We start from the raw sequence: 24,484 nt of genomic DNA, 5'->3' as shown, positions 1-24,484 counted from the left end.
CGGCGCGCCCCGTTGCCGCTCCCGGAGACACAGGGAGATCCGACAACTGAGACGTTCTTGACAAAAAAAATTTTCGGTGAGAGGGTGAAGGCACCCCGGAAGAACGGGGCGGCCGGGGACATCCGCGGGCCCGCCCCGGCCGCGCGGGCCTTCCCCTCCACGACACACCGACCAAGGACGAGGCGATGACCACCACTTCGACCGCACCGGACGCCGGCACCGACGGCCGGTGCGAGTACACCATCACCCGTGTCTTCGACGCGCCGCGTGAGGCGGTCTTCGCCGCCTGGACCGAGCCGGAGCGCTTCGCCCGATGGTTCGGCCCGCGCGAGTTCACCGTCGTCCCCGAGCAGATCACGATGCACGCCGAGCCGGGCGGGGCCTGGCAGGTGCGCCTGCTCTCCCCCGAGGGCGGCGAGCACCCCCTGGGCGGCCGCTACCTGGAGGTCTGCGCCCCCGGCCGGCTGGTGTTCACCACCGGAGACCCCGGAAACCGCGACGGCGCGCCGGCCTCGGTGGTGACCGTCGAACTCGGCGGCGTCGCCGATGTCACCGGTGGCACCCGGATGAGCATGCACCAGGCCGGCGTCAACACCGACCCCGCGCACGCCCGCGCCGCCCGCGACGGCTGGCTGCTGTTCTTCGACCGGCTGGCCGAGCACCTGGCCGGGCACCCGGCCGGCCAGGAGACCGGACGATGACCGCCACCGCCCTCCCCGCGCCCGGAGCGCGGGCCACGCGCCGGGAGTGGACCGCGCTGGCCGTACTGGCCCTGCCCACGCTGCTGCTGTCGCTGGACGTCAGCATCCTGTACCTGGCCCTGCCGCACCTGAGCGCCGGGCTGGGGGCCGACGCCACCCAGCAGCTGTGGATCCTGGACATCTACTCGTTCATGCTCGCCGGGTTCCTGGTCACGATGGGCACGCTCGGCGACCGGATCGGCCGCCGCAGGCTGCTCCTGATCGGCGCGGTCGTCTTCGCGGCCGCCGCGGTGCTGGCCGCCTTCTCCACCACCCCGGCGATGCTGATCGCCGCCCGCGCCCTGCTGGGCGTGTCCGGGGCGACGATGATGCCCTCCACCATGGCCCTGATCCGGAACATGTTCACCGACCCGCGCCAGATGCAGCTGGCGGTCAGTGTGTGGTTCAGCTGCTTCATGGGCGGCATGGCCCTGGGCCCGCTGGTCGGCGGGCTGATGCTGCAGCACTTCTGGTGGGGCTCGGTGTTCCTGCCGGCCGTCCCGGTGATGGCGCTGCTGCTGGCCGCGGGCCCCCGCCTGCTGCCCGAGTACCGCGCCCCCGGCGCCGGCCGGGTGGACCTGACGAGCGTCGCGCTGTCACTGGCGGCGATCCTGCCGGTCATCTACGGCCTCAAGGAGGCGGCCCGCGGCGGCTGGCAGCCGCTGCCCGCCGCGGCCGTCGCCACCGGGGCGGTCTTCACCGTGTTGTTCGTCCGCCGCCAGCGGCGCCTGGCCGACCCGCTGCTGGACCTGCGCCTGCTGTCCAGCCGCTCCTTCAGCACGGCGCTGGGCGTCATGCTGCTGGCCGGGATCATCATGGCCGGGGTGACGCTGATGTCCACCACCTACCTGCAGGCCGTCGAGGGGCTGTCGCCGCTGGAAGCGGGGCTGTGGCTGGTGCCGCAGAACATCGCGATGATCGCCGGCTCCCTGCTGGCGCCGCTGCTGGCCCGCAGGATCCGCCCGGCGTACGTGATGTCGGCCGGGCTGGCCACGGCGGCGTGCGGGCTGGTGCTGCACACCCAGATCTCCGGCACCGGCGGGCTGTACCTGCTGGTGGCGGGCCTCATCCTGGCCTCCGGCGGCGTCGCGCTGCCCATGCCGATGACGATGAACCTGATGCTGGGCTCGGCCCCGCCGCAGAAGGCCGGTGCGGCGGCCGCGCTGTCGGAGGCCAGCGGCGAGCTCGGCGTGGCCCTGGGGGTCGCCACCCTGGGCAGCCTGGCGGCGTTCGTCTACCGCGACCGGCTGGCCGAGGCCCTGCCGGGCGGCGTCCCCGCCGGCGCCGCGGGCGAGAGCGTCGCCGGCGCGGTGGCCGCGGCCGGCCGGCTGCCCGCCGCGGCGGGCGCCGAGCTGCTGGAGGGCGCCCGCACCGCCTTCGCCGGTGGGCTGACCACCGTCGCCTGGCTCGGGGCCGCCGTCTTCACCGTCCTGGCGGTCGTCTCCGCGCTGGCCTTCCGCCGCGGCGGAGCCCCGGACCCGGACCCCGCCGGGACCACCGCCGGCACGACGGCCGAGGGGACGGCCGTGCCCCAGCCCGCGGCCGGGTGAGGGCGGCGGGGGAAGGGCCGCCGGAGCCCCGGGGTCATCAGTGAGCACTGATGACCCCTGGGCTCCGGCGTTCTCCGGACGGGCTCGCGGCGGGTCGGGGACGGGTCAGGGACGGGCGCCGAGGAGGGACTCGGCGACGGCGGTGCGGGCGTAGAGCACCGAGCGGCCGGCCCGGTGCGCGCTGACCAGGCCCGCGTCGCGCAACGCGGTCAGGTACCGCGACACCCCCGAGGGCGACAGCCCGGTACGGCGGGCCAGCTCGGTGGTGGAGGCCGGTGCCTCCAGTTCGGTCAGCAGCAGGGTCCGTGAGCGGCCGAGCACGGCGGCGACGGCGCCGGACCTGGCGGCGGGGCGGGGCCGCCACAGCGTGCCGACGCCCCGCGCCGGATAGGCCAGCTGCGGCGGCTCCGGCGGCGTCACCCGGGTGAGCGGGCCCGGCCCGGTGAACGCCGAGGGGACCAGCAGCAGCCCGGCTCCGGCCGTCTCGCGGGGCAGGGCCCGCCTGCGCGTCAGCCGCAGTGTGCTGTCGTCCCAGCTCATCGAGAGGTGCAGCTCGTTGAGGAGGCGGCCCGCGCCGTGCTCGGCGAACTGCCGGGCCCGGTGGAAGACGTCGGCGTCGAGCACCGCCCGGATCCGCGCCCAGTAGGGGGCCAGTGCCGTCTCCCAGTAGGTTTCGACCTCCTCGGCGAGCGCGGGCAGGTGGGCCCGCGGGTCGGCGTACAGGGCCCGCAGCCGGGGACCCAGGGCTCCCCGGCGCTGCGCGAGGCGATCGAGGTCGCAACGCACCCGCCCCGCGGGGGTGGCCAGGATCGCGGTCAGCTCCCCGGCCAGATCGGGGGCCGGTCCGGCCGGCGCCGGGTTGAGGAAGTCGGGGACGTAACCACCGGGCCCGATCAGTTCGGCGAGCCAGCCCCGCTCCAGCCTGGCCGCCGCGACGCGCGGCCGTACCTGGTGCATCCAGCGGCGGTGCACCGGATGATCCAGGTGTGAGACCAGCAGCTTGAAGCTGGTCCCCACCTCCCACATCGGCGAGACGGCGAAACGCATCTGCGCCAGATCATCGGCCGAGAACGCCAGCTCAGCCAGGGCGGCCACCCCCAGGATTGCAGCATGTGTGAATCGATCGCGGCCAGCCTACCGGGCGCGGATCATCCGGATATGACTTCGACCTCACAGACGATCACCGCCGCGGCGTCGGGCACCTGGACGCTCGGCGACCTGACGGTCAACCGGATCGGATTCGGCGCGATGCGCCTGCCCCAGCGCGGCGCGGCGTTCGCGCCCGGCTCCCCGCCGCGCGACCGCGAGGAGGCGGTCGCGGTGCTGCGCCGGGCGGTCGAGCTGGGCGTGAACCACATCGACACCGCCGCGTTCTACTTCTCCTCGCTGCGCTCGGCCAACGAGCTGATCAACCGGGCGCTGGCCCCGTACCCGGACGACCTGGTCATCACCACCAAGGTCGGGCCGGGCCGCGGCCCGTCGGGGGAGTGGCTGCCGCACGCCGGGCCCGGGCTGTTGCGCGGCCAGGTGGAGGAGAACCTGCGCCAGCTGGGCCGCGACCACCTGGACGTGGTGAACCTGCGCATCGTGGGAACCGACTCGATCGCCGAGCGGTTCGGCGCGCTGGCCGAACTGCGCGACGCCGGGCTCATCCGCCACCTGGGCCTGTCCAACGTCCGGCCCGAGCACCTAGCCGAGGCCCAGGCCATCGCGCCGGTGGTGTGCGTGCAGAACCTGTACGGCATCGGCGCCGCGTCCTGGCAGGACGAGTTCCTGCGCCTCTGCGGCGAGCGGAAGGTGGCGTTCGTGCCGTTCTACTCGATCGCCGGCACCGGCCGCGAAGCGGGTGCGCGCGGCGGCGACGACGCCGAGCTGCTGGCCGTGGCACGGGCACGGGGGGTGAGCCCGGCGCAGGTCCGGCTGGCCTGGACGCTGCACCGCGGGCCACACGTGCTGGCCATCCCCGGCACCGGTGATCCCGGCCATCTCGCCGAGAACGTGGCCGCCGGGGCGCTGCGCCTGTCGCGGGAGGAGCTGGCCGTACTGGAGCGCCTCCACCGGCGCGGAACCTGATCCCGATTCCGGCGGCCGCATCTGTCGATTCCGGCGCGGCCGGTTCGTGTAGAGGATGAGGGGCCGGCCCGGAAAGGGGCCGGCCCAGGACCCCCGAGGAGGAAGACCGGATGAGGCGATACCTGATCAGCATGTATCAGCCGGAGGGCACCCCGCCGCCGGAGGTGCTGGAGCCGGTCATGCGGGAGGTGGACGCGCTGGGCGAGGAGCTGCGGGCCGCCGGGGCCTGGGTGTTCGCCGCCGGCCTGCACCCCCCGGCCACCGCCACCGTGGTGCGCGTCACCGACGGTGAGACCCTGCTCAGCGACGGCCCCTTCGCCGAGGCCAAGGAGCACTTCGGCGGGTTCACCGTCATCCGGGCCCCCGACCTGGACACCGCCCTGGAGTGGGGCCGCCGCTACGCCCGGGCCACCACCCTGCCGGTGGAGGTACGGCCGCTGCTCGACGAGCCCGCCGGCTGACCGCCCGTGACCGGCCCCGTCCTCAGTGAGCTGGAGCGGACCTTCCGCGCCGAGCACGGCCGCGCGGTGGCCGTGCTGACCGGCCTGTTCGGTGACCTGGACGTCGCCGAGGAGGCCGTGCAGGAGGCGTTCACCGCCGCGGCGCGGCGCTGGCCGTCGGCCGGGGTGCCGCCCAGCCCCGCCGGGTGGATCATCACCACGGCCCGCAACCGGGCGATCGACCGGCTGCGCCGGGAGGCCCTGCGCGCCGATCGGCACGCCCAGGCGGCCCTGCTGCACGCCCGCGGGCCCCGGCAGGAGGCGCCCTGGGACGAGGACGGGGTGCCCGACGACCGGCTGCGGCTGATCTTCACCTGCTGCCATCCGGCGCTGGCCACCGGCGCGCAGGTGGCGCTGACGCTGCGGCTGCTGGGCGGGCTGACCACCGCCGAGATCGCCCGCGCCTTCCTGGTGTCGGAGCAGACCATGGCCCAGCGGCTGGTACGGGCCAAGGCCAAGATCCGCCACGCCGGGATCGCCTACCGCGTCCCGCCCGCCGCCGAGCTGCCCGGCCGGCTGCGGGCGGTGCTGGCGGTGATCTACCTGATCTTCAACGAGGGCTACGCCGCCAGCGGCGGCGATCTGCTCGTCCGCTCCGGGCTCTGCGCCGAGGCGGTACGGCTGGGCCGGCTGCTGACCGGCCTGATGCCGCACGAGCCGGAGGCGGCGGGGCTGCTGGCGCTGATGCTGCTGGCCGAGTCGCGGCGCGAGGCGCGCACCACGCCCGGCGGCGACCTGGTGGTGCTGGCCGAACAGGACCGCACCCGATGGGACCGCACCCTGATCGCCGAGGGACAGGACATCGTCCGCCGGTGCCTGCGGCTGGGCCGGCCCGGCCCGTACCAGATCCAGGCGGCCATCCAGGCGGTCCACGGTGACGCCCGGAAGGCGGAGGACACCGACTGGCGCCAGATCCTCGCCCTGTACGACCAGCTCCTGGCGGTGGCGCCGACGCCGGTGGTGGCGCTCAACCGGGCGGTCGCCGTCGCCGAGGTCGAAGGGCCGCGGGCGGCGCTGACGCTGGTGGACGGCCTGGGCCTGGACGGCTACCACCTGTGGCACGCCGTACGGGCCGCCCTGCTGGAGCGGCTGGAGCGGGGGGAGGAGGCCGCGACGGCGTACGAGGCGGCGATCGCCCGGTGCGGCAACGCCGCCGAGGTGCGGTTCCTGCGGCGGGGCCGGCGGCTGCCCGGCGCCGGCTGAGCCGCCGCCGCTCTCCGCCGCCGCTCAGCAGGCGCGGCCCGGTAGGGACGGCCCGGCCCCGGGCGCGCCCGTCCTCCCGTGTCCGAGGCGTGCGCCCGGTGGCGGGGTCAGGCCGACAGGGCCCGTCCCTCCTCCCCGGTGCCGGACGCGCAGGCGGCGGCCAGCTCGTCCAGGGACATCCCCAGGGCCGCGGCCAGCGCCGCGACGGTGAAGAAGGCCGGGGTCGGCGCCCGGCCGGTCTCGATCTTGCGCAGCGTCTCCGCCGACACCCCGGCGGCCGCGGCGACCTCCACCATGCTGCGGCCGCCGCGGGCGCGGCGCAGTATCGCGCCGAAGCGTTCCCCGCGCTGCCGCTCCCACGGGGTCAATGGGGTTCTCACCATGCCTGCGATACTAATCCCGGCCACGCCGGGATACTAATACCGGTGCGGGGATCGGGGCCGCCGGCGGGGCGCGCGGGCGGACGCGCCCCGGCCTCCCCGGCGCGGCCCGCGTCCGCGGGCACGTGGGTCGTCCACGCGGCGCGGCGCCTCAGGAGGCGTGCCGGATGCGCCGCCCGCTGATCTCGGTGGGGGAGATCCTGACGAACAGCTCGCGCTCGCCGCCCGCCCACGGCCGGACGTCCACCGCGGCGACCGCCGCCCGCTCCTCGTCGGAGACGTGGTGGGCGCCGCCGCGCACCAGCACGCTCCAGCCCTCCCGGCCGGCCTCGTCGAGCCGGTCGATCTCGAAGGCGACCTTGAACTCCACGCCCCGCACTCCGGTGCGCAGATCGTCGTCCAGCGGGCCGCCGGAGGCGGTCCGGAAGACCACCGAGCCGTCGTGGACCACGTAGTTCACCGGCAGGATCGTCGGGCCGTCGGGCTGGGCGAAGGCCACCCGCCCCACGCCGCCAGGCGCGATCAGCCGCAGGCACTCGGCCGGCTCCAGCTTCTCCAGCACCGGGCGGGGGGCGGGGCGGCCGCGGCCGGGCGGCAGGTCCATCGTCCCGCCGAGCAGCTCGTCACTGCTTGTCTCCAGCGCCGCGGCCAGCTTGTTCACCGTCTCGGTGGACGCCGACGCCGCACTCGCCTCCAGGTAGTCGAGGTATCCGGGGTCGATCCCCGCCCGGTCGGCCAGCTGCCGGCGGTCCAGACCGAGCTCACCGCGGCGCTGCGCCACCCGCCGGCCCAGGTCGCCGGGGGCGGCTTGGCGTTCACTCATGTACATCCTCCCAACTGAGGTCCTCCCGCATCCGGCAGCAGACGGCGCCGGTGCGGACGGGCGTCCGCACCGGCGCCCGGTTCCGGCCGGCCCCGCTCCCGCCGGTCTGCCTGCCGCAGGCGGCATACCCCGCTGGAGGTGGATATCCCACCCCGAAGCGGCCGCACGCACCGGATGCGCCCGCGGGGTGGGCGGCCGCACGGGACGTCCCGGCTCCGGGAGCCGCCTTCCCCGGGTCGTTACTGCTTGCCGGACTGCCTGCCGGTCTGGGCCTTGGCCTGGACCGCCTTCTTGGCGTGGACCGGGATGCGCCTGCTCTTCTCCTCCGGCGCGCCGAGCTTCAGGCTGACCTCGAGGACGCCCTTGTCGTAGGTCGCCTCGACGTCCTTCTCGTCGGCCGTGGGCGGCAGGACGATGGACCGGGTGAAGGAGCCGTAGCGGAACTCCGTCCGGTGCCGCTCCTTCTCCTCGACCCGGCGTTCGGCGTGGATCGTCAGCACCCCGTTGTTCACGTCTATCTCGATGTCGTCCGGCTCGATGCCCGGCAGCTCGGCCCGCAGCACGTATCGGTCGCCGTGCAGGTAGTCCTCGAAACGTATGCCCTGTCCCTGCGTGCGCATGGTGGCGAACGGGGCGTCCAGCCAGTCGAGCAGCTCGGGGAAGAGACCCCGCTCCTGACGCATCAGCATGCTCATCTGGTCCTCCGTGACTGATCGGGATTTCTCTCATCCCAATTGCACGCCGCCGCGTCCGGTGCGCGCAAAGGCCGGAGGTCCCTAAAGGCCGGGTCCTTCGTCCGCGCCGGAACCATCCTGTCCCGCCCGGCGCGGCGGAGTTCGTACGGCTCCGCGACGAGAAGCCTTCTGAACCCGACACCCACTCACCGGCGATCGGAGTCCCTGGATCGGACCGCAAAGATCAGCCGAGCGTGAACGTCCTGGCGCGGATACGGCGCCGGCTGGGAGGGTGACCCTCATGATGGAGGACTTGCGGGATGCCGAGCGCCGACTCCAGGCCGCGCAGCTCGCTGGAGACGTCGAGGCGCTGGATCGGCTGCTGGATGATCGGCTGATCTTCACCTTCGGTGCGAACATTGCGACCAAGGCGGACGACCTGGAGCTGCACCGCACCCGGACGCAGGTGATGACGAGGGTGGACGAGGAGGAGCTGACCGTGCTCGCCGATGGGCGCACCGGGGTGACGTGGTTTCTCGGCACCGTCGAAGGAACCGTCTCGGGAGCGCCGTTCGCGGCCAGGATGCGCTACACCCGTACTTGGCTGTACGGCGAGACGCACGGCTGGCGAATCATCGCCGTGCACGCCGGCACGGCCGATTGACATGGCCGGCACGTCGTCCGGCGACCGGCCGGCCGGATGGTCGCCGGCGAGGTTCGGCCGCTCCCGCGGGGGCGGCGCTGGAAGCCAGGCCATCTCGGCAAGACCGAGGACTGGATCGTGGCATCCCGGCTCATGCGCGAAAGGATTGACGTCAGAGGGATCAGAGACACCCTCTCGCAGAAAGGCTGTCTCACCGATCTGACATATGTGCCGGATCGGTACCGAGATCGTTGAGACCCTGCACCGGGCCGTCACAGCCCGGCGCGGCCCATCGGGTTGTCACGCCAGCGGTCGACGGCGCGGATGTAGCCGTGCACGGTCGGCGAGGTCGGCCGCCAGCGCCCCTGCAGGGCGATGCGCGCGGCCGGCACGCCCGCCTCGGCCAGCGTGGTCGCCCCGCCCGCGCGCAGGCTGTGGGCGCTGTAGCGTTCGGCGTCGGCCAGGCCGGCGCGGCGGGCGGCGTCCTTGACGATCTGGTTGAGCGTGGTGCCCGACAGCCTCGGCCCGCCGCGGCCGGCCCAGCCCGGCGTGCCGGCGATCCGGCCGAACCGGTCGACCGGCCGCAGCAGCGGTCCTCCGGTGAGGCCGCGCGCGTGCAGCTCGCCCAGCCACGCCTGCACGGCCCGCACCGGGCAGGTCTGCGGGTGCGAGCCGTAGGGGACCGAGACGGTCGCGCCGGCGGCGTCCTGGTCGGTCTTGGACATGGGGATGAACACCTCCACGCCGCGAGCGCCGAACGTCAGGTGCTCCTGGTCCAGTGCCGACAGCTCCGAGCGGCGGCCCATCAGCGCGAAACCCAGGACCAGCGCCGCCCGGTCCCGCAGCCCCACCGCCGTGTCGGCGGGAGTGTGGTGGACGAGGTCGCGCAGGATCTCCACGGTGATCGGCGGGGCCTGGCGGACCGTGTTGCCCGCCCCCGCCCAGGCGCGGCGGTGGGCGCGCAGCACGTCGCGGGCGGCGGTGGTGTGCGGCCTGGCCAGCCCGGCCCGGCCGTGCGCCGACAGCACGCACGCCAGCGCCTGCTCCACGCTGGCCGGGGCCATGCCGCGCCCGGCCAGGTGCGCCACGAAGCTGGCCAGGGTGGCGGCGCTGGCCGGCAGCGGGGTACGGCCGCCGCCGGCGCACCAGGTGAGGTAGGTCTTCCAGGCGCGGTCGTAGGCGCGCCTGGTGTTGGCCGCCGGGGCGGCCGCCACGAGCCGCGCCGCCTCCTCGGTCAGGACGTCGTCGGCGGGGTTCCCGAGACCCTCCGGCGTGAACGGCCCACGCTCCGCCGGGACGGACCCCCGCGGGGCGGGCCCCTGCGGGACGAGCCCGCCCGGGGTGGGCCCGCCGGGCGCAGGGCTCGCCGGCAGGGCGACGCCGTCCAGGACCGGCCCGTCCGCCGCGCCGGTCGTGTCCGCGCCGTCATCGTCGCCTCGATGCTCCCGAGCCATGCAGCCGTCCCGCCCCGTGAATGCGAATCCCAACGAAACCCCGGCAGCCCCCGCGGCCCACCCGGCCCGGCGGGCCGGAGGTGACCACGGCGGATGCTACCGCGCCCCGGCTCGCATCGGCGTGGGCGGGCCCAGGCGCCGGGAGCGGCGGATTCGCGCGAGTCAGGTGTTGATCTGCAGGACCCACACCGACACGTGGTCGCCGCCCCGGGTGTAGATCAGGCGGAACGTCTCGGCGCGGAGCTCGAAGGCGTCCGGGATGCCGCCGTACGGCCGGGCCCCGATGGGCTCGGGGTCGGCGGTGAGGTCGAGGAGGGTGTCGGCGATCGTGGCGCGCAGGCCCGGCGAGGCATCGCGCAGCAGCTCCCGCACGGCGGGGGCGAGCAGGAGACGGCGCTTCAAGCGTGCTCGCCCGGGGCGGGCAGACCGAGGTCGGCGTACAGGTCGGCCGCGCTGTCGTAGGCCGCCATGTCCGTCTCGCCGCGGCCGTGGGCGGCGATCGCCGCGGCGACGCCGGCGACTTCCTGCTCCCGGCGCAGGCGCAGCAGTTCTTCGTAGTCCTCTTCGGAGATGAGGACGGCGCGTTCGCTGGCGGAGCGGCGGATGCGGGTGGCCTCGCGGCGATGGGCGGCGCGGGCCACCAGGACACCGAGGTTGTTGCGGGCCTCGACGATGCCCAGTGCGTCGTTCGTCATGGCCCCACCATATACAAGATGTACATCCTGCACGGGGTGTCCAGGGTGTACACCTTCCTGGTTCTCGTCGGCAAGGATTCGCGGGATTCCGCCGGTGAACCCGCGCCGACGCCCTCGACGCCGGAATCCGTGCCGCCCCGAACTAGGGCAGGTCGGCGAACCGCTCGACCTGGCCGGTCCGGCCCGCGATGACGATGACGTCGCCGTAGGTCAGCACCGTGTCGGCGCCGGCGTAGGTGAACTCCTCACCCGGGCTCTTGACGCACACCACCGTCACCCCGTGCTTGCGGCGCAGGTTGGTCTGCCCCAGCGGGACGCCGACGTACTGGCGCGGCGGGCGGGTCTTGGCCAGCGCGAAGTCGTCGTCGACCTCCATGAAGTCGAGCATCCGCCCGTTGAGCAGGTGGGCCACCCGCTCGCCCATGTCGTGCTCGGGCAGGATCACGTGGTGGGCGCCGACGCGCTGCAGGATGCGCCCGTGCTCGCGGCTGACGGCCTTGGCCCAGATGTCGTCGACCTCCAGCTCGGCCAGCAGGGAGGTGGTCAGGATGCTCGACTCCAGGTGGGTGCCGATGGCCACCACCGCCCGGTGGAAGTCGGCGACGCCGAGCTGGCGCAATGCCTCCAGGTCGGTGGAGTCGGCCGCCACCACGTGGGTGAGGCGGCCGGCCATGGACTGCACGATCTTGGCGCGGCTGTCGATGGCCAGCACCTCGGTGCCTCCGCGGGCCAGCTCCAGGGCCAGCGAGCCGCCGAAGCGGCCCAGGCCGATCACCACCACCGCGTCGTTCCTGCTGTCAGCCAACGATGGTCCTCTCCTCGGGCAGCTCGTAGCGGCGGGTACGCTCGCGCAGCGCGAGCGCGGAGAACAAGGTCAGCGGCCCCACCCTGCCGATGAACATCAGCAGCGCGATCAGCACCTGGCCGGGCGAGGCCAGCTCCGCGGTGACGCCGGCGGACAGGCCGGCCGTGGCGAACGCCGAGATCGCCTCGAACAGTACGAGCTCCAGGCGGTGGGGGGTGAGCAGCATCAGAAGATACGTCGCTCCCGCCGCCAGCGCCAGCCCCAGCAGCGCCACCGCCAGCGCCTGGCGCTGCACGCCCTCGCCCAGCCGGCGGCGGCCGACGTTGACCCGGCTCTCGCCGCGCAGCTCGGTCCACACGACGAAGGCCAGCACCCCGAAGGTGGTCACCTTGATGCCGCCGGCGGTGCCGGCGCTGCCGCCGCCGATGAACATCAGCACGTCGATGATCAGCAGGCTGGAGGGGTGCAGCTGGGTGATGTCGAGGCTGTTGAACCCGGCGCTGCGCGGCATCGTCCCGGTGAAGAAGCCGGCCAGGAGCCGGTCGTCGCGGTCCAGCGCGCCGAGGGTGGCGGGGTTGGACCACTCGGCGGCGGTGATCGTCAGCGTGCCGAAGACCAGCAGCAGCACGGTGATCGTCACGGTCAGGCGGGTCAGCACCGACCAGGTCCGCGGCCGCCGCCAGGAGCGCACCAGTTCGAACACCACCGGGAAACCCAGCCCGCCGACGATGACGGCCGCCGCGACCGGCAGGCAGATCCACGGGTCGGCGGCGAAACGGACGAGGCTGTCGGGCCACAGGGCGAACCCGGCGTTGTTGAAAGCCGACACCGCGTGGAAGACGCCCAGGTACGCCGCGCGGCCGAACGGCTCGCCGTAACCGGCGGAGAAACGCGCCGCCAGCACCACGGCGGTGATCACCTCGGCCGTCAGGCTGAACGCCACCACCTGGCCGATCAGGCGGCGCAGCCCGGTCAGCTGCATGGTCTTGGTCTCGGCCTGGGCCAGCATCCGGGCGCGCAGGCCCAGCCGCCCGGTGACCAGAACGGCCAGCAGGGTCGCCAGGGTCATGATGCCCAGCCCGCCGGCCTGCACGAGCACCAGGATGACGACCTCGCCCATGGGCGACCAGTGTTGAGCGGTGTCGACGGTGGCGAGCCCGGTGACGCAGACGGCGGAGGTCGCGGTGAAGAACGCGTCCAGAAGATCGGCGGGTCTGCCGTCGGTGGTGGCGAACGGCGCCGACAGCAGCGCGGTGCCGGTCGCGACGGCGGCGGCGAAGGCGGCGGCGACGACCTGCGCCGGATGCCGGAAGCCGGCCAGGACGGCCCGGGTGAGGCTGGAGCGCGTCATGGGCTCTTCGCTCCGGAGAAACGGGAGCGGATCCGGCGGGCCGTGCCGTACCAGGCGGGTGCGTCGTGCTCGTCGTCGAACGAGCGGGCCACGACGACGTCGGTGGAGGAGTGCAGCAGGATCGACAGCACGATCGTCACCGCCACCAGCTGGAAGACCTCCTGGGCGGCGGCGATGCCGGAGGCCAGCACGATCAGGCCGTAGACGACCGAGGCGAAGCCCTTGGGCCCGAACCACATCACCGCCGCGACCTCCCGGGTGGTGAGCCGGGAGCCGATGAAGGAGACCCAGATGGCCAGGGGGCGGGCCAGCACCAGGGCCAGGACGGCGAACAGCCAGCCCTGCCAGCCGACCGATCCCAGCAGGGCGGGGGAGATGAGCGCGCCGAAGACCAGCAGCGCCGCCAGCTTGAGCAGCTCGGCGATCAGCTCGCCGAACTGCTCGAAGGACTCGCGCTGACGCTCGCCGAAGGTGGCCACGGTGATGCCGGCGCAGAACGCCGCCAGGAACAGGTTGCCGTGCGTGACCTTGCCCAGCGCCAGCACCAGCAGCCCGATCGCCACGGCGTTGAGCGGCTCGTAGTGGTGGGAGGCGGCGAACCAGCGGCTGCTTTCCAGCTTGATCGCCAGCCACGGCACGGCGACGCCGATCAGCACGCCGACGCCCAGCTCCAGGGCCAGAGGGCCCAGGTGCAGGTCGCCGGAGCCCACCGCCACGGCCAGGAACACCATGACGAACGGCAGCGCCAGACCGTCGTTGACGCCGGACTCGACGTTGAGCAGCTGGCGCAGCCGGGGCGGCACCTTCTCGTTGCCGACGAGGGCGGCGGCGAACACCGGGTCGGTGGGCGCCAGGATCGCGCCGAGGAGCAGTGACTCGATCCAGCCCAGGCCCACCACGTAGTGGGCGGCCAGCGCGGTGACGATCAGGGTGAGCGGCAGGCCCCAGCCCAGCGCCCGGCCGGGCAGCCGCCAGGCGCCGCGCAGATCCTGCCAGCCCACGCGCATGCCGTCGGTGAAGAGCACCGCGAACAGCGCCAGCTCCGCGAGGGTGGACACCACCTCGTCGCCGGCGGCCAGGGGCACCACGCCCAGCACTCCGTCGCCGAGGACGAACCCGGCGACCAGGAACAGCGCGGCCGTCGACAGGATCGTCCGGTTGGCCAGGCTGGAGATCAGGACCGCGAGAAGCAGGAGCGCGGCGAACGCGAGAAGCAGGACCATGAGGTGTCTTCCAGGGGTGGCGGACAGGGTGCAGGCACGCCGACCAGACTTCCCGGCACTCCGCCGCACACCCTAACAACTCCGCCGCCACGGCCACGACATCACCCCGGACCCGCCCGCCCCGGACCGGGCGTGCCGGACTCGATCCCGGAGCGGGCGGGAACCGCCCCGCGGGCGGATGGCCCGCCGAGGGACGGCTTCCGCCCGGGGACGACGCGGGCCGCGGGTCAGCGCAGCGGCCGGAAGAAGTCCCGGATGTCGTCGGTGAGCAGGCCGGGGACCTCCATCGCGGCGAAGTGGCCGCCCCGGCCGTACTCCGACCAGTGCCGGATCCGCCCGTGCGGGTCCATCAGGCTCCGGATGGTGCTGTCGGCGGCGAACACCGCGACCCCGGTCGGCGGTCCCGCCGGCCCCTCCTGCCGCGGCTCCTGGCCCGCCTCGCGCCGGGCCTCCTGCTCGGCGTCGAAGGCCCGCCAGGCGCGCATCCCCTCGTACACCGCGTGGGCGGAGGAGGCGCCGGAGCCGGTGAACCAGAACAGGCTGACGTTGGTGAGCAGCTGGTCGCGGTCGACGGCCTCGTCGGGCAGCTCGGCGGCGGGGTCGGTCCACTCGTGGAACTTCTCCACGATCCAGGCGAGCTGGCCGGCGGGGGAGTCGCTGAGCGCGTAGGCCAGGGTCTGCGGGCGGGTCGACTGCAACGTCAGGTAGCCCAGGCCCTCGGCGCGGTACCGGTTGAACCGCTGCGCGCGGGCCCGGTCGGCCTCCGGCAGCGTCTCCGGGTCCAGCGCCGGGCCGAACGGCGGCGCGGCGCCGGTGCCGCTGAGGTGGACGCCGGTCACCCGCCCGGGGGCGACCATGGGCAGCATGCCCGCCACCCCCGAGCCGACGTCGGTGCCCTGCGCGCCGTAGCGCTCGTATCCCAGGAGGCTCATCAGCTCCGCCCAGCGGCGGGCGACGCCGAACAGGTCGAAACCGTCCTCGCCGACGGGGTTGGAGAAGCCGTAGCCGGGCAGCGACGGCGCGACGACGTGGAAGGCGTCGGCGGGGTCGCCGCCGTGGGCGCGGGGGTCGGTGAGCGGGCCGATCAACCGGAGGAACTCCACCGGCGAGCTGGGCCAGCCGTGGGTGAGGACGAGCGGCAGCGCGTCCGGCTCGGGGGAGCGGGCGTGCAGGAGGTGGATCGTCTGCCCGCCGATCACGGTGGTGAACTGCGGGATCTCGTTCAGCGCCGCCTCCTGCGCCCGCCAGTCGAACTCGGTGGCCCAGTAGCCGGCGAGCTCTTCGAGGTAGCCGGCCGGGACGCCGCGGCTCCAGCCGTCGGAGGCCGGGCGGCGGCCGGGCCAGCGGGTACGGGTCAGCCGGGAGCGGAGGTCGTCCAGGTCGGCCTGGGGGATGTGCATGCGGAACGGGCGGAGGCCGCCGGTGGATGTCATGCGGCCGACGCTAGGGACGATCGCGGAAGAACAGCTTCCGCGATCGTCCGGAGGGCGTGCCGCCGTACGGCCCAGCCCTGCAACAGGGAGCGGCCCAGCCAGTCGGAGGGGTCCTTGACCCCGGGCAGGGCGAAGAAGTAGCCGCCGCCGGTGGGGGAGATGTAGTCGACCAGCGGCTCGCCGACGAGGCGTTCCTGGGTGGCCTCGAACTGCCGCTCCACGTCCTGCTGGTAGCAGCGGAACACCAGCCCCATGTCGAGGTTGCCGACCTTGTCCACACCCCGGTTGTAGTTGTAGCCGCGCCGCAGAGTCGTCAAGGGCCGTCCGGCCTCCGCGCGGGCGGCGTCTGGTACGGTGACCGTCCCAGGTGATGATCGACCGAAGGAGGTGAGCCCCATTCCGCTGTTACAGGCCGGGTGCTCCCTCCGCACGCCGTACGGCCCCTCCGAACAGAGGTGACGGCGGGAGCGCCCATCGGCGTTCCGAAAGGCTGTCCCGTGTCGGTTTCCCCTTCATCCTTCTCTTCTTCCTCGCCGTCCCGTTCCGCCGTCGCCGGCAGGCTCCGCTCGGCCGGCTGCGTCTTCGCCGAGGACGAGGCGGACCTGCTCATCTCCGCCGCCCGCACCCCGGACGATCTGGCCGCCATGGTGGAGCGGCGCGTCTCAGGACTGCCGCTGGAACACGTCCTGGGCTGGGCGGAGTTCTGCGGCCTGCGTCTCGCCGTGGAGCCGGGGGTCTTCGTGCCGCGTCCGCGCTCGGAGTTCCTCATCCGCCAGGCCGCCGCCCTGACCCGTCCCGGGGCGGTCGTGGTGGACCTGTGCTGCGGCTCCGGTGCGCTGGGGGCCGCGCTGGCCGCGGCGCTGGGCCGGGCCGAGCTGCACGCCGTCGACGTCGAGCCCGCCGCGGTGCGCTGCGCCCGCCGTAACCTCGCCCCGCTCGGCGGCCGGGTCCACGAGGGCGACCTGTACGGGCCGCTGCCGGACGATCTGCGCGGCCGCGTCGACGTGGTGATCGCCAGCCCGCCGTACGTGCCCACCGCCTCGATCGGGCTGCTGCCGCCGGAGGCCCGGCTGCACGAGCCGGCGGTGGCGCTGGACGGCGGCGCCGACGGGCTCGACGTCGCGCGGCGGGTGGCCGCCGCCGCGCCGGGGTGGCTGGCCCCGGGCGGATGCCTGCTGATCGAGACCGGTGAGCGGCAGGCCGCGTCCGCCGCCGAGGCCGTCACCGCCGCCGGGCTGGCCGCCCGGGTGGCCCACTGCGACGACCTCGACGCCACCGCCGTCATCGGCGCCCTCCCCGCCTGAGCCCGGATCCGCGCGGATCCGCGCGGATCCGGGATGGACCCGCGCGCCGGATTCCGCTCCGGCGCGCGGGTCCCGCAGCGCCCTGAACGATGAGCTCGCGGATGAACCCCGCGAGTGCGGCGAAGACGCGCATGATCCGGCGCCGTTCCGGCCGCGAGCCGCCGCTCATCGATCTTGTTCAGGAGCCGTCTTTTCTCGATGCCGGACGCTTCTCGTCCGCGGGAGTGGCAGGCGCGCCATTCATTTGTCAAGCTGGCTTGACGTCAAGCTGTCTTGACGTAATACTCGGATCATGTTCACTCCTGACGATCTTGAATGTCGACTCACGTTGCCGACCGCGGCTGCGCGCCATGACGCGCTACGGACTCGTGAGATCCTCGCCCCGCCGGCAAACGAACAGGTCCGGCGCCGGGGCGGAGGTCACCGGGAACGGGACGGCGCCGAGGCGGCGGCTGCACGCGCGCTCGTCGGCGGGACCGAATCGCAGGAGACCGCCGAATGAGCGGACATGACGAGGGAGGAATCCGGCCCTTCGTCCTGGACGTCCCCCAGGAGGAGTTGGAGGACCTGGCCGCTCGCCTCGCCGCGACCAGGTGGCCCGACGATCCCGTCGGCGACTGGTCCCAGGGAGTGCCGGCGGCCTACCTCAGGGAGCTGACCGAGTACTGGCGAACCACCTACGACTGGCGGGCGCAGGAGGCACATCTCAACCGCTTCCCGCAGTTCACCACCACGATCGACGACGCCAACGTGCATTTCCTGCACATCCGCTCCTCGCAGGCCGATGCCCTTCCCCTGCTGATCACCCACGGCTGGCCCGGATCCATCGTCGAGTTCCTCGACGTCATCGAGCCCCTGACCGATCCCGGGGCCCACCGCGGCGACCCGGCCGACGCCTTCCACCTGGTCATCCCGTCCATCCCGGGATACGGGCTGTCCGGCCCCACCCGGGAAGGCGGCTGGGACATACCGCGCGTGGCCGGCGCCTGGGCAGAGCTGATGAGGCGCCTGGGTTACCATCGCTACGGCGCCCAGGGCGGCGATTGGGGGCACGCGATCACACGGGAACTGGCCGTCATCGACGCCGGCCACGTCGCCGCGATCCACCTCAACACCCTTGTGACGCTCCCTCCCAGCGACCCGGCCGAAGCCGCGGAGCTCACCGACGACGACAGAGAACGGCTTGACCGGCTGATACGAGCCGAACCGGAGATGTCGGGCTACGCGAAGATCCAGGGCACCCGTCCGCAGACACTGGCCTACGGGCTCACCGACTCCCCGGCCGGGCAACTCGCCTGGATCGTGGAGAAGTTCAAAGAGTGGACGGACTGCTCCGAGGCGCCCGAAGAGGCGATCTCTCGCGACCGGCTCCTGACCAACGTGATGCTCTACTGGCTCACCGCGACGGCCGGGTCATCCGCCCGCCACTACTGGGAGCACGCCCACTCCACCCGTCCGCCCCGCACCGGGCCCCTGACGACACCCACCGGCGTGGCGGTCTTCGCCGCCGACCTGGCCCGTCCTGTCCGGCGACTCGCCGAACGGAACGACAACATCGTCCACTGGTCGGAGTTCGATCGAGGCGGACATTTCGCCGCGATGGAGGAACCAGACCTGTTCGTCGACGACGTCCGCGCCTTCTTCCGCCTGTTCCGATAGTGGCCGGGGGTCGGGGACAGGGCTCAGCAGGCGGATGCCCGACAGGCATGCCGAGGGCCGTGCGGCTCGCTGAACAGGAAAAACGAGACCCGTCCCCGAACCGGAACGAAGATCGGTCTCCTGCCGCCGATTCCCGTTCCGATCCTTCCCGAGGGCCGTATCCTGGAGTAGTAAACGATAGGTTGCTATCGTTTTCGGCGGATGATCACTCGCGACGAGTCCCGGGAGATGGCATGAGCGAGTCCATGACGTTGCCGCTGCACATGCGGCGGGCGGAGTTCGACCCCGCCCCCGAGCTGGCGGCGATCCGCGACGAGGAGGGCGTGCGGAAGATCAAGACGATCTTCGGCGTCGACGGCTGGCTCATCACCCGCTTCGCCGACGTGCGCGCGGTGCTGGGTGACGCCGAGCGGTTCAGCAACGCCCAGCAGGTGGTCTTCCGCATGCCCGGCATGCCGCAGCGCACCGACGAGGAGATCGCCGAGCTGCGGGCGGGCAACCTGCTGGCCTTCGACCCGCCCGAGCACACCCGGCTGCGGCGCATGCTGACGCCGGAGTTCACCGTCCGCCGGATGCGCAGGCTGGAGCCGCGCATCCACGAGATCGTCACCGAGCACCTGGACGCCATGGAGCGCACCGGCCCGCCCGCGGACCTGGTCACCGACTTCGCGCTGCCGATCCCGTCGCTGGTCATCTGCGAGCTGCTGGGCGTGCCGTACGGCGACCGGTCCGACTTCCAGCGGCGCAGCGGCCGGATGCTGGACCTGTCGCTGTCCCCGCAGGAGCGGGCGGCGGCGTCGCTGGAGTCACGGGCCTACATCGGCGAGCTCGTCTCCCGGGCCAAGGCCGACCCCGGCGACGACCTGATCGGCATGCTGATACGCGAGCACGGCGACGACCTGACGGACTCCGAGCTCGCCGGCATCGGCAGCCTGCTGCTGCTCGCCGGCCATGAGACCACCTCCAACATGCTCTCCCTCGGCACGCTGGCCCTGCTGCGCCACCCCGCCCAGCTGGAGCTGCTGCGCAAGGAGCCCGAGCGGATCGACGCCGCGGTGGAGGAACTGCTGCGCTGGCTCAGCATCGTGCACTCCGGCATGACCAAGGTGACCACCACCGACGTCGAGGTGGCCGGGCAGCGCATCCCCGCGGGTGAGATCGTGATCTGCGCCCTGCCCGCCGCCAACCGCGACCCCGCCCTGGCCGCCGACCCCGACCGGCTCGACATCGGCCGCGACAGCCTGGGGCACGTCGCCTTCGGCCACGGCGTGCACCACTGCCTGGGGGCGCCGCTGGCGCGGATGGAGATGCGCATCGCCTTCCCCGCCCTGCTGGAACGCTTCCCCGGCCTGCGGGAGGCCGACCCCGAGCCCGCCTTCCGGTCCTTCAACGTCGTCTACGGCCTCAGCTCTTTTAAGGTGGCCTGGTGAGCGAAGAAAACAAGCCCGTCCGCATCCGGGCCGACCGCGAGGTGTGCATCGGAGCCGGCATGTGCGTCATGACCGCCGAGAAGCTCTTCGACCAGGACGACGACGGCGTGGTGGTGCTGCTGGAGCCGGAGCCACCGGCGCAGTACGCCGACCTCGCCCGCCGGGCGGTGCGCGCCTGCCCCTCCGGCGCGTTGTCCCTGGTGGAGGACTGACCGCTTTTCCAGGCGGTGGCCGGGGCCCGCGCTCCGGCCACCGCCCGGCCGTACTGCCGGCGACAACATGAACACTGCTAGCGTTCAGGATGTGCGAGGGCAGGGACGCCGGGCCGATGCGCTCCGCAACTCCGACAGGATCGTCCGCGCCGCGATCGCGGCGCTGTGCGAGACCGGCTCCGCGGCGCCGCTGGAGGAGATCGCCCGGCGGGCCGGGGTCGGGATCGCGACCGTCTACCGCCGCTTCGGCGACCGCGAGGGCGTGATACGGGCCGCGTTCCACACCTACTTCGCCGAAGAGGTCGAACCGCTCGCGCTGGCCGCCCGCCGGGCCGCCGACCCCCGGCGGGGGCTGGCCGACGCCCTGGCCGCCACGGTGGACACCCTGGCCGCCCACCGGCCCCTGCTCGCCGCGGCCCACGAGACCGGCGCGTTCTCCGTCGGCATCGCCGAGCGGTTCATGGGCCCCCTCGGCGACGTGCTGGCCGACGCCCAGCGGCGCGACCTGGTCCGCTCCGACCTGATGGTCCGCGACCTCGCGGCGATGGTGGTGATGGTGCTGGCCACCGTGCACGCCGACGACGCCGGCCACGCCGACCCCCGCCGCTACCTCGCCCTGCTGCTGGCCGGCACGCTGCCCTCGGCCGACCCGCTCCCCGGCCCCGCCCCCACCGGCCTGCTCGACTCCTCGCTGAAGCGCTCCGGCCCCTGCGAGCACTGAGACCCGCCCCCTGTCCCCGTGACATCGTCACGCGGCGCGCCGGAAGGAGACGGTGGTCTCATCGTTTCGGGCGTGCCGGGTATCGGTCACGGACTGCGGGGATGCGCCTGGCCGGCACCGTGGCCGGCATAGGTGACAGCGAGATCGATGGTGGGCAGGTGTGCCGCGACCTGGTCGGGTGTCCACCCGCGGGAGCCGAATGCCGTCTCGTGGGTGACGATCCGGTAGATCAGAGCACGGACCAGCATCTGGCCCCAGGCCGGCAGATGCGACCAACGGGCGGCCAATGCGGGTGAAGCGCCGTACCAGCACAATGCATCGGCCACCGCGACCGCTGCCGCCCAGGATGCGGGACGCCAGTAGACGGACCAGTCGATGATCGCCGGTGGTCGGCCGTCCGCGAACAGCACGTTGCCGGGCAGATCCCCGTGAACCGCTTGCGAGACGAGATCGACCGGGCGGCGAGCGCCCACCAGCGGCTCCAGCAGGCTCAGGGCCGGCGGGCATGCCCGGATGGGCAGTTCCTCCCATGCGACACGGTCACCGATGGACCAGGGATCGTCGCGGAAGTCCAGGAATCCAGGACGGGGCAGGCTCGCGATGGCCGTGTGAAAGGCGATGCCGGCGCGCAGCACATCATCCTGACGCCCGACATCCGGGACGCCCTCGATGAGCCGGGACGCCTCCCAGCCGTCGACCACCCATGCCCCGTCCAGGGCCCGAACGGGGCGGGCGACTCTGAAGTCGGCCGAGCCGGGCAGGGCGGTGAGCACCTCCGATCGCCAGAGGGTCTCCGCCAGGAACTCCACGGGCTTGAGGACCACCTGATCGGCTCGCCAGCTGTTCCCCTTGCCGCCTGGCAACACCGCTGGATCAGCGCGGATGCCGAATGCCGCGAGGACCGCTTCCGGGGGCCGCGAAACCGAAGGTGCCACACTCAAGATCGTAGAGTCTTCGGCCGACGGGTTCGTGGCGCACAGGCCGCTGTCACCCTCAGCTGCTGACAGCGGTCCCACACCGCAGCCGGGAGTGCCGAAGGTCAGGAGCGGCGCGGGTCGTGGTTCCGGAACTCGGCCAGGCGGACGCCGCTGCGCGGCAGCAGGGGAATCCCGCTGCCGGAGTCCAGCACCACCCGGTGGCCCAGGGGCTCGCGCAGCGTCACGCCGATCAGGTCGGTCTTCCCCACCGCGGGACAGATCTCCACGTCGTCGGGCCGGACGTCGACGTCCACGACCACCACCTCGGGCGTCTCGTGGACGCGCGCACCGTACGTCGTGTCGCAGACGCCGTGCAGGTAGCTCAGCCGGAGCTCGGTCGGTGTGCGGACCTCGTAGGCGCTCACCTCCTGGACTCCGCCGTCCAGCGGCCGGGGCGGTCCGCCCATCGCGGCCGGGTCCACCGCCACCCGCCGGAACGGCTCCGGCACACCCCGCACGGTGAAGTCCCACGTCGGCACCCGTACGTCTCCCCGGCTGCTGGGCATGGTGGCCTCACCCCGCGCCACCGCGACCACGCGCAATGGCCGGCAGCCTTCGGCCGGGCACTTCTCGTCGGCGAAGGACTTGGGCTTGCTGAGCCCGGCGTAGGCGACCGCGGCCGTCAGGACCGGCACGCTCAGCGTGCCCCCGTCGGCCCAGCGCAGCTCGGCCGGGGCGGGCGCCTCGACCGGGAGCACGGTCTCCAGCCTCCAGGCGCTGTTGATAGCGCTCCGCCCGACCCAGCGGGGCGTGTGCTCCCAGTCGGGCTCCAGGGTCAGGTTCCGCAGCGGGACGAACCCCGCGGTCCAGGGCCCGCGCTCCGCCGAACGCCGCCAGTGGTCGGCGACCTCACGGGCGCGGTCGGTGAACTCCTCGGCGGTGACCGGTGCCCGCGCGGCCCCACAGGCCGTCGCGAGCAGGACAAGCACCGCGGCCGCAAGCACCCTCATGATCAGTAGACGTGCCGGCGGGCGGCCCGGTTCACTCGGCAGAACTACGTACGGCACACGATCGGCTCATTGCTCCGCACTGGTCGCGGACTGGTCGCCCGCGCCTGTACGTGAAGACCGCTCTCGGGGCGTCTTTGCTCGGGACGACTCAGGCCTCCGTGGGGGAAGGCGCCCCGGGGGACCGCTGGAGGTCGATCCGGTAACGCCGCACGGCGCCGAGTTCGGTGTCCCGGACGCCTTCGAGGACGCCGCCGCAGCGCTCGATCGTCCTCGCCGAGGCGGCGTTGCCGGCCGCGCAGACGATGAGCACCTCGCCTATGCCGAGCGTTCGCGCCTCATCGAGCATCCTGCCCAGCGCCCAGGTGGCCAGCCCGCGCCGGCGCGCCGACGGGCGGATGCCGTAGCCGATGTGGCCGAGCCGTCGCACCACCTCGCCGTCCCCGTGCCGCAACGCGATCCCGCCGAGCACCCGGTCGCCTTCGATGATCCACCGGTACGCGCAGGCCACCCCGCCGGCATCCGCCTGGTCCGACTCACCGGTCAGCCGCGCCACCCAGGCCGCGAACCCGGCCGGGGAACCGACCTCGTCGGCCGGCAGAAGTCCGAAACCGTCCTCGTGGACGCCGGGGCCCCATTCGGTATGCGCCTCAAGCCAGGCGGCGTGGAGCCGGGTGGTGGGCGCGATCAGCTCGGGCACATGGCGACGATACCGATCCAGGTCGTGCATCGGCGCGGTCGAGGGTAGGCCGTCGATCTCGGCCGGCCGTTGAAGAGCGGCTGGCCGAGATCGGTCGCCGCTACCGGACTGCGGGCTTTCTGCCCTGCGACCATTGCCGCGAACTCGCCACTTCTTCTTCCGAGCGGGTACCGCTCCGCCTCGACCTCAACGGTCGAACCGACGACGAGGACCGGCCCGCCCGGCGGCGACAGGTCGGCCGGCCCTTCAGCCGACATGGCGATGGGCCTCATCCCGGCGCGGCTACAGGCTGCCCGGGGGCTCCGGGCTTCGGTCCGGAGCTGAGATCATGCCGCTGTGACCGAACCGGTGGAACATGTCGACGATCAGGACCGTGTGCTGGGCGTCGTCAGCCGGGATGATGCGGTCCGTCATGGCTGGCTGCACCGCATCGCCACCACTGTCTGCCGTGATGAGCCGGGAAGGTTCCTGGTGTGCCGGCGGGCTGAGGGATTGTCCAGATATCCCGGCTACTACGAAGTAACCTTCGGCGGAGCCGTCGGGGTGGGGGAGTCTTATCAGGCGGCGGCCGCGCGCGAGATCGCGGAGGAATTAGGCGTCGACGTACCGGTGCGTGAAGTGGTCAGGTTCCTGTGCCATGGCGAGATCGCCTCGTACTGGCTCGGGGTGCACGAAGCGGTCATCACCGGCGACGTCTCTCCCGATCCCCATGCGGTGAGTTGGGCAGGCTGACTGACGACCGCCGAGTTGAGCGAAGCCGTGAGGTGGCATCGGTTCATTCCGGACGGGCAGGAGGCGCTCCGCCGGTACCGGTCCCGTAAGTCTGGCATCGCGGAGCGTCGCCAAAGCTCATGATCACGCGGATTCGTCGTCAGATACGGCGCCAACCGGGCTAGTAGTGCTTTGTTAGGTGGTTAGGGCGGCCGTCTGCGGCAGGTCGGGCATCGGCCTGTCCAGGCTGCCAGCAGGGCCTGCAGCTCCTTGAGG

The 24,484-nt window shown here is 73.2% G+C and carries 29 protein-coding genes; 13 read left to right on the top strand and 16 right to left on the bottom strand.

Annotated elements, in window-relative coordinates:
- The first annotated feature begins 185 nt into the window (after positions 1 to 185).
- Both ACFYSC_RS30360 and ACFYSC_RS30355 read left to right on the top strand, forming a co-directional pair.
- Positions 186 to 701, top strand: coding sequence for an SRPBCC domain-containing protein (locus ACFYSC_RS30360; RefSeq protein ID WP_389968478.1), 516 nt, complete (start codon positions 186 to 188; stop codon positions 699 to 701).
- The gene (locus tag ACFYSC_RS30355; RefSeq protein ID WP_389968476.1) at positions 698 to 2,290 is read left to right on the top strand and encodes an MFS transporter; all 1,593 of its coding nucleotides are present in this window, start codon (positions 698 to 700) and stop codon (positions 2,288 to 2,290) included. Before ACFYSC_RS30360 ends, ACFYSC_RS30355 begins: the two co-directional genes overlap by 4 nt.
- A 105-nt stretch (positions 2,291 to 2,395) precedes the next feature.
- On the opposite strand, the gene ACFYSC_RS30350 is transcribed toward ACFYSC_RS30355, so the two are convergent.
- The gene (locus ACFYSC_RS30350; RefSeq protein WP_389968474.1) at positions 2,396 to 3,385 is read right to left on the bottom strand and encodes a winged helix-turn-helix transcriptional regulator; all 990 of its coding nucleotides are present in this window, start codon (positions 3,383 to 3,385) and stop codon (positions 2,396 to 2,398) included.
- 63 nt (positions 3,386 to 3,448) lie between these two features.
- Here ACFYSC_RS30350 and ACFYSC_RS30345 point away from each other — a divergent pair, with 63 nt between their 5' ends.
- The 3 genes from ACFYSC_RS30345 to ACFYSC_RS30335 all read left to right on the top strand — a co-directional run bounded on the left by ACFYSC_RS30345 (position 3,449) and on the right by ACFYSC_RS30335 (position 6,066).
- A complete protein-coding gene (locus ACFYSC_RS30345; protein WP_389968472.1) occupies positions 3,449 to 4,363 on the top strand; it encodes an aldo/keto reductase in 915 nt (304 codons plus the stop codon).
- Between the two features lie 110 nt (positions 4,364 to 4,473).
- A complete protein-coding gene (locus tag ACFYSC_RS30340) occupies positions 4,474 to 4,824 on the top strand; it encodes a YciI family protein (RefSeq protein WP_362944471.1) in 351 nt (116 codons plus the stop codon).
- A gap of 6 nt (positions 4,825 to 4,830) precedes the next feature.
- Complete coding sequence (locus ACFYSC_RS30335; RefSeq protein WP_389968470.1) at positions 4,831 to 6,066, top strand: RNA polymerase sigma factor; 1,236 nt, start codon at positions 4,831 to 4,833, stop codon at positions 6,064 to 6,066.
- A gap of 107 nt (positions 6,067 to 6,173) precedes the next feature.
- Here the strand turns inward: ACFYSC_RS30335 and ACFYSC_RS30330 are convergent, their stop codons facing one another.
- The 3 genes from ACFYSC_RS30330 to ACFYSC_RS30320 form a co-directional block, all read right to left on the bottom strand.
- Positions 6,174 to 6,449, bottom strand: coding sequence for a helix-turn-helix transcriptional regulator (locus tag ACFYSC_RS30330; protein ID WP_362944467.1), 276 nt, complete (start codon positions 6,447 to 6,449; stop codon positions 6,174 to 6,176).
- A gap of 148 nt (positions 6,450 to 6,597) precedes the next feature.
- On the bottom strand, positions 6,598 to 7,269 hold the full coding sequence (locus ACFYSC_RS30325; protein WP_389968468.1) for a helix-turn-helix domain-containing protein: 672 nt from the start codon (positions 7,267 to 7,269) through the stop codon (positions 6,598 to 6,600).
- 239 nt (positions 7,270 to 7,508) lie between these two features.
- Positions 7,509 to 7,964: an Hsp20/alpha crystallin family protein gene (locus ACFYSC_RS30320; protein ID WP_389968466.1), complete on the bottom strand. Its 456-nt coding sequence runs from the start codon at positions 7,962 to 7,964 to the stop codon at positions 7,509 to 7,511.
- 280 nt (positions 7,965 to 8,244) lie between these two features.
- Here ACFYSC_RS30320 and ACFYSC_RS30315 point away from each other — a divergent pair, with 280 nt between their 5' ends.
- Complete coding sequence (locus ACFYSC_RS30315) at positions 8,245 to 8,607, top strand: nuclear transport factor 2 family protein (RefSeq protein WP_389968464.1); 363 nt, start codon at positions 8,245 to 8,247, stop codon at positions 8,605 to 8,607.
- Between the two features lie 251 nt (positions 8,608 to 8,858).
- Here the strand turns inward: ACFYSC_RS30315 and ACFYSC_RS30310 are convergent, their stop codons facing one another.
- The 8 genes from ACFYSC_RS30310 to ACFYSC_RS30275 all read right to left on the bottom strand — a co-directional run bounded on the left by ACFYSC_RS30310 (position 8,859) and on the right by ACFYSC_RS30275 (position 15,945).
- Positions 8,859 to 10,040 carry a site-specific integrase gene (locus ACFYSC_RS30310; RefSeq protein ID WP_389968462.1) on the bottom strand — a complete coding sequence of 394 codons (1,182 nt, stop codon included), beginning with the start codon at positions 10,038 to 10,040 and terminating at the stop codon, positions 8,859 to 8,861.
- Positions 10,041 to 10,202: 162 nt separating this feature from the next.
- Positions 10,203 to 10,442 carry a type II toxin-antitoxin system RelE/ParE family toxin gene (locus tag ACFYSC_RS30305; protein WP_389968460.1) on the bottom strand — a complete coding sequence of 80 codons (240 nt, stop codon included), beginning with the start codon at positions 10,440 to 10,442 and terminating at the stop codon, positions 10,203 to 10,205.
- The gene (locus ACFYSC_RS30300) at positions 10,439 to 10,735 is read right to left on the bottom strand and encodes a type II toxin-antitoxin system Phd/YefM family antitoxin (RefSeq protein ID WP_389968458.1); all 297 of its coding nucleotides are present in this window, start codon (positions 10,733 to 10,735) and stop codon (positions 10,439 to 10,441) included. The genes ACFYSC_RS30305 and ACFYSC_RS30300 overlap by 4 nt, the downstream gene beginning before the upstream one ends.
- 142 nt (positions 10,736 to 10,877) lie before the next feature.
- The gene (locus ACFYSC_RS30295; protein WP_362944454.1) at positions 10,878 to 11,540 is read right to left on the bottom strand and encodes a TrkA family potassium uptake protein; all 663 of its coding nucleotides are present in this window, start codon (positions 11,538 to 11,540) and stop codon (positions 10,878 to 10,880) included.
- Entirely contained in the window at positions 11,533 to 12,891 is a 1,359-nt protein-coding gene (locus tag ACFYSC_RS30290; protein ID WP_389968457.1) for a TrkH family potassium uptake protein, read from the bottom strand. The genes ACFYSC_RS30295 and ACFYSC_RS30290 overlap by 8 nt, the downstream gene beginning before the upstream one ends.
- On the bottom strand, positions 12,888 to 14,114 hold the full coding sequence (locus ACFYSC_RS30285) for a cation:proton antiporter (protein ID WP_389968455.1): 1,227 nt from the start codon (positions 14,112 to 14,114) through the stop codon (positions 12,888 to 12,890). Before ACFYSC_RS30285 ends, ACFYSC_RS30290 begins: the two co-directional genes overlap by 4 nt.
- A gap of 227 nt (positions 14,115 to 14,341) precedes the next feature.
- Positions 14,342 to 15,547 carry an epoxide hydrolase family protein gene (locus ACFYSC_RS30280; protein WP_389968453.1) on the bottom strand — a complete coding sequence of 402 codons (1,206 nt, stop codon included), beginning with the start codon at positions 15,545 to 15,547 and terminating at the stop codon, positions 14,342 to 14,344.
- Positions 15,544 to 15,945: a hypothetical protein gene (locus tag ACFYSC_RS30275; protein ID WP_389968451.1), complete on the bottom strand. Its 402-nt coding sequence runs from the start codon at positions 15,943 to 15,945 to the stop codon at positions 15,544 to 15,546. Before ACFYSC_RS30275 ends, ACFYSC_RS30280 begins: the two co-directional genes overlap by 4 nt.
- Before the next feature lie 99 nt (positions 15,946 to 16,044).
- Here ACFYSC_RS30275 and ACFYSC_RS30270 point away from each other — a divergent pair, with 99 nt between their 5' ends.
- The 6 genes from ACFYSC_RS30270 (at position 16,045) to ACFYSC_RS30245 (ending at position 20,873) form a co-directional block, all read left to right on the top strand.
- Complete coding sequence (locus tag ACFYSC_RS30270; RefSeq protein ID WP_389968449.1) at positions 16,045 to 16,851, top strand: putative protein N(5)-glutamine methyltransferase; 807 nt, start codon at positions 16,045 to 16,047, stop codon at positions 16,849 to 16,851.
- A gap of 292 nt (positions 16,852 to 17,143) precedes the next feature.
- Positions 17,144 to 17,353, top strand: coding sequence for a hypothetical protein (locus ACFYSC_RS30265; protein ID WP_389968447.1), 210 nt, complete (start codon positions 17,144 to 17,146; stop codon positions 17,351 to 17,353).
- The gene (locus tag ACFYSC_RS30260) at positions 17,350 to 18,510 is read left to right on the top strand and encodes an epoxide hydrolase family protein (RefSeq protein WP_389968445.1); all 1,161 of its coding nucleotides are present in this window, start codon (positions 17,350 to 17,352) and stop codon (positions 18,508 to 18,510) included. The genes ACFYSC_RS30265 and ACFYSC_RS30260 overlap by 4 nt, the downstream gene beginning before the upstream one ends.
- Before the next feature lie 233 nt (positions 18,511 to 18,743).
- The gene (locus tag ACFYSC_RS30255) at positions 18,744 to 19,940 is read left to right on the top strand and encodes a cytochrome P450 (RefSeq protein ID WP_389968443.1); all 1,197 of its coding nucleotides are present in this window, start codon (positions 18,744 to 18,746) and stop codon (positions 19,938 to 19,940) included.
- Positions 19,937 to 20,152 carry a (4Fe-4S)-binding protein gene (locus tag ACFYSC_RS30250; RefSeq protein ID WP_362944429.1) on the top strand — a complete coding sequence of 72 codons (216 nt, stop codon included), beginning with the start codon at positions 19,937 to 19,939 and terminating at the stop codon, positions 20,150 to 20,152. Before ACFYSC_RS30255 ends, ACFYSC_RS30250 begins: the two co-directional genes overlap by 4 nt.
- 91 nt (positions 20,153 to 20,243) lie before the next feature.
- Positions 20,244 to 20,873, top strand: coding sequence for a TetR/AcrR family transcriptional regulator (locus ACFYSC_RS30245; protein ID WP_389968441.1), 630 nt, complete (start codon positions 20,244 to 20,246; stop codon positions 20,871 to 20,873).
- Positions 20,874 to 20,959: 86 nt separating this feature from the next.
- On the opposite strand, the gene ACFYSC_RS30240 is transcribed toward ACFYSC_RS30245, so the two are convergent.
- From ACFYSC_RS30240 to ACFYSC_RS30225, 4 genes are all read right to left on the bottom strand, one after another.
- Positions 20,960 to 21,808, bottom strand: coding sequence for a TIGR02569 family protein (locus tag ACFYSC_RS30240; RefSeq protein ID WP_389968439.1), 849 nt, complete (start codon positions 21,806 to 21,808; stop codon positions 20,960 to 20,962).
- A 104-nt stretch (positions 21,809 to 21,912) separates the two neighbouring features.
- Positions 21,913 to 22,800 carry a hypothetical protein gene (locus ACFYSC_RS30235; protein WP_389968437.1) on the bottom strand — a complete coding sequence of 296 codons (888 nt, stop codon included), beginning with the start codon at positions 22,798 to 22,800 and terminating at the stop codon, positions 21,913 to 21,915.
- Between the two features lie 148 nt (positions 22,801 to 22,948).
- Positions 22,949 to 23,497 (bottom strand): GNAT family N-acetyltransferase, encoded by a 549-nt coding sequence (locus ACFYSC_RS30230; protein ID WP_389968435.1) that lies wholly within the window; start codon positions 23,495 to 23,497, stop codon positions 22,949 to 22,951.
- Entirely contained in the window at positions 23,485 to 23,769 is a 285-nt protein-coding gene (locus ACFYSC_RS30225) for a hypothetical protein (RefSeq protein ID WP_389968433.1), read from the bottom strand. The genes ACFYSC_RS30230 and ACFYSC_RS30225 overlap by 13 nt, the downstream gene beginning before the upstream one ends.
- A 64-nt stretch (positions 23,770 to 23,833) precedes the next feature.
- Between ACFYSC_RS30225 and ACFYSC_RS30220 the strand changes: the two genes are divergently transcribed.
- Positions 23,834 to 24,229: an NUDIX domain-containing protein gene (locus ACFYSC_RS30220; protein WP_389968431.1), complete on the top strand. Its 396-nt coding sequence runs from the start codon at positions 23,834 to 23,836 to the stop codon at positions 24,227 to 24,229.
- Positions 24,230 to 24,484 lie beyond the last annotated feature (255 nt).

The sequence above is a fragment of the Streptosporangium sp. NPDC004379 genome, assembly GCF_042873875.1.
Classification (GTDB): Bacteria; Actinomycetota; Actinomycetes; order Streptosporangiales; family Streptosporangiaceae; genus Streptosporangium.
The sequence above is the reverse complement of the archived record's forward strand: the minus strand, read 5'-3'. Positions and strand labels throughout refer to the sequence as shown.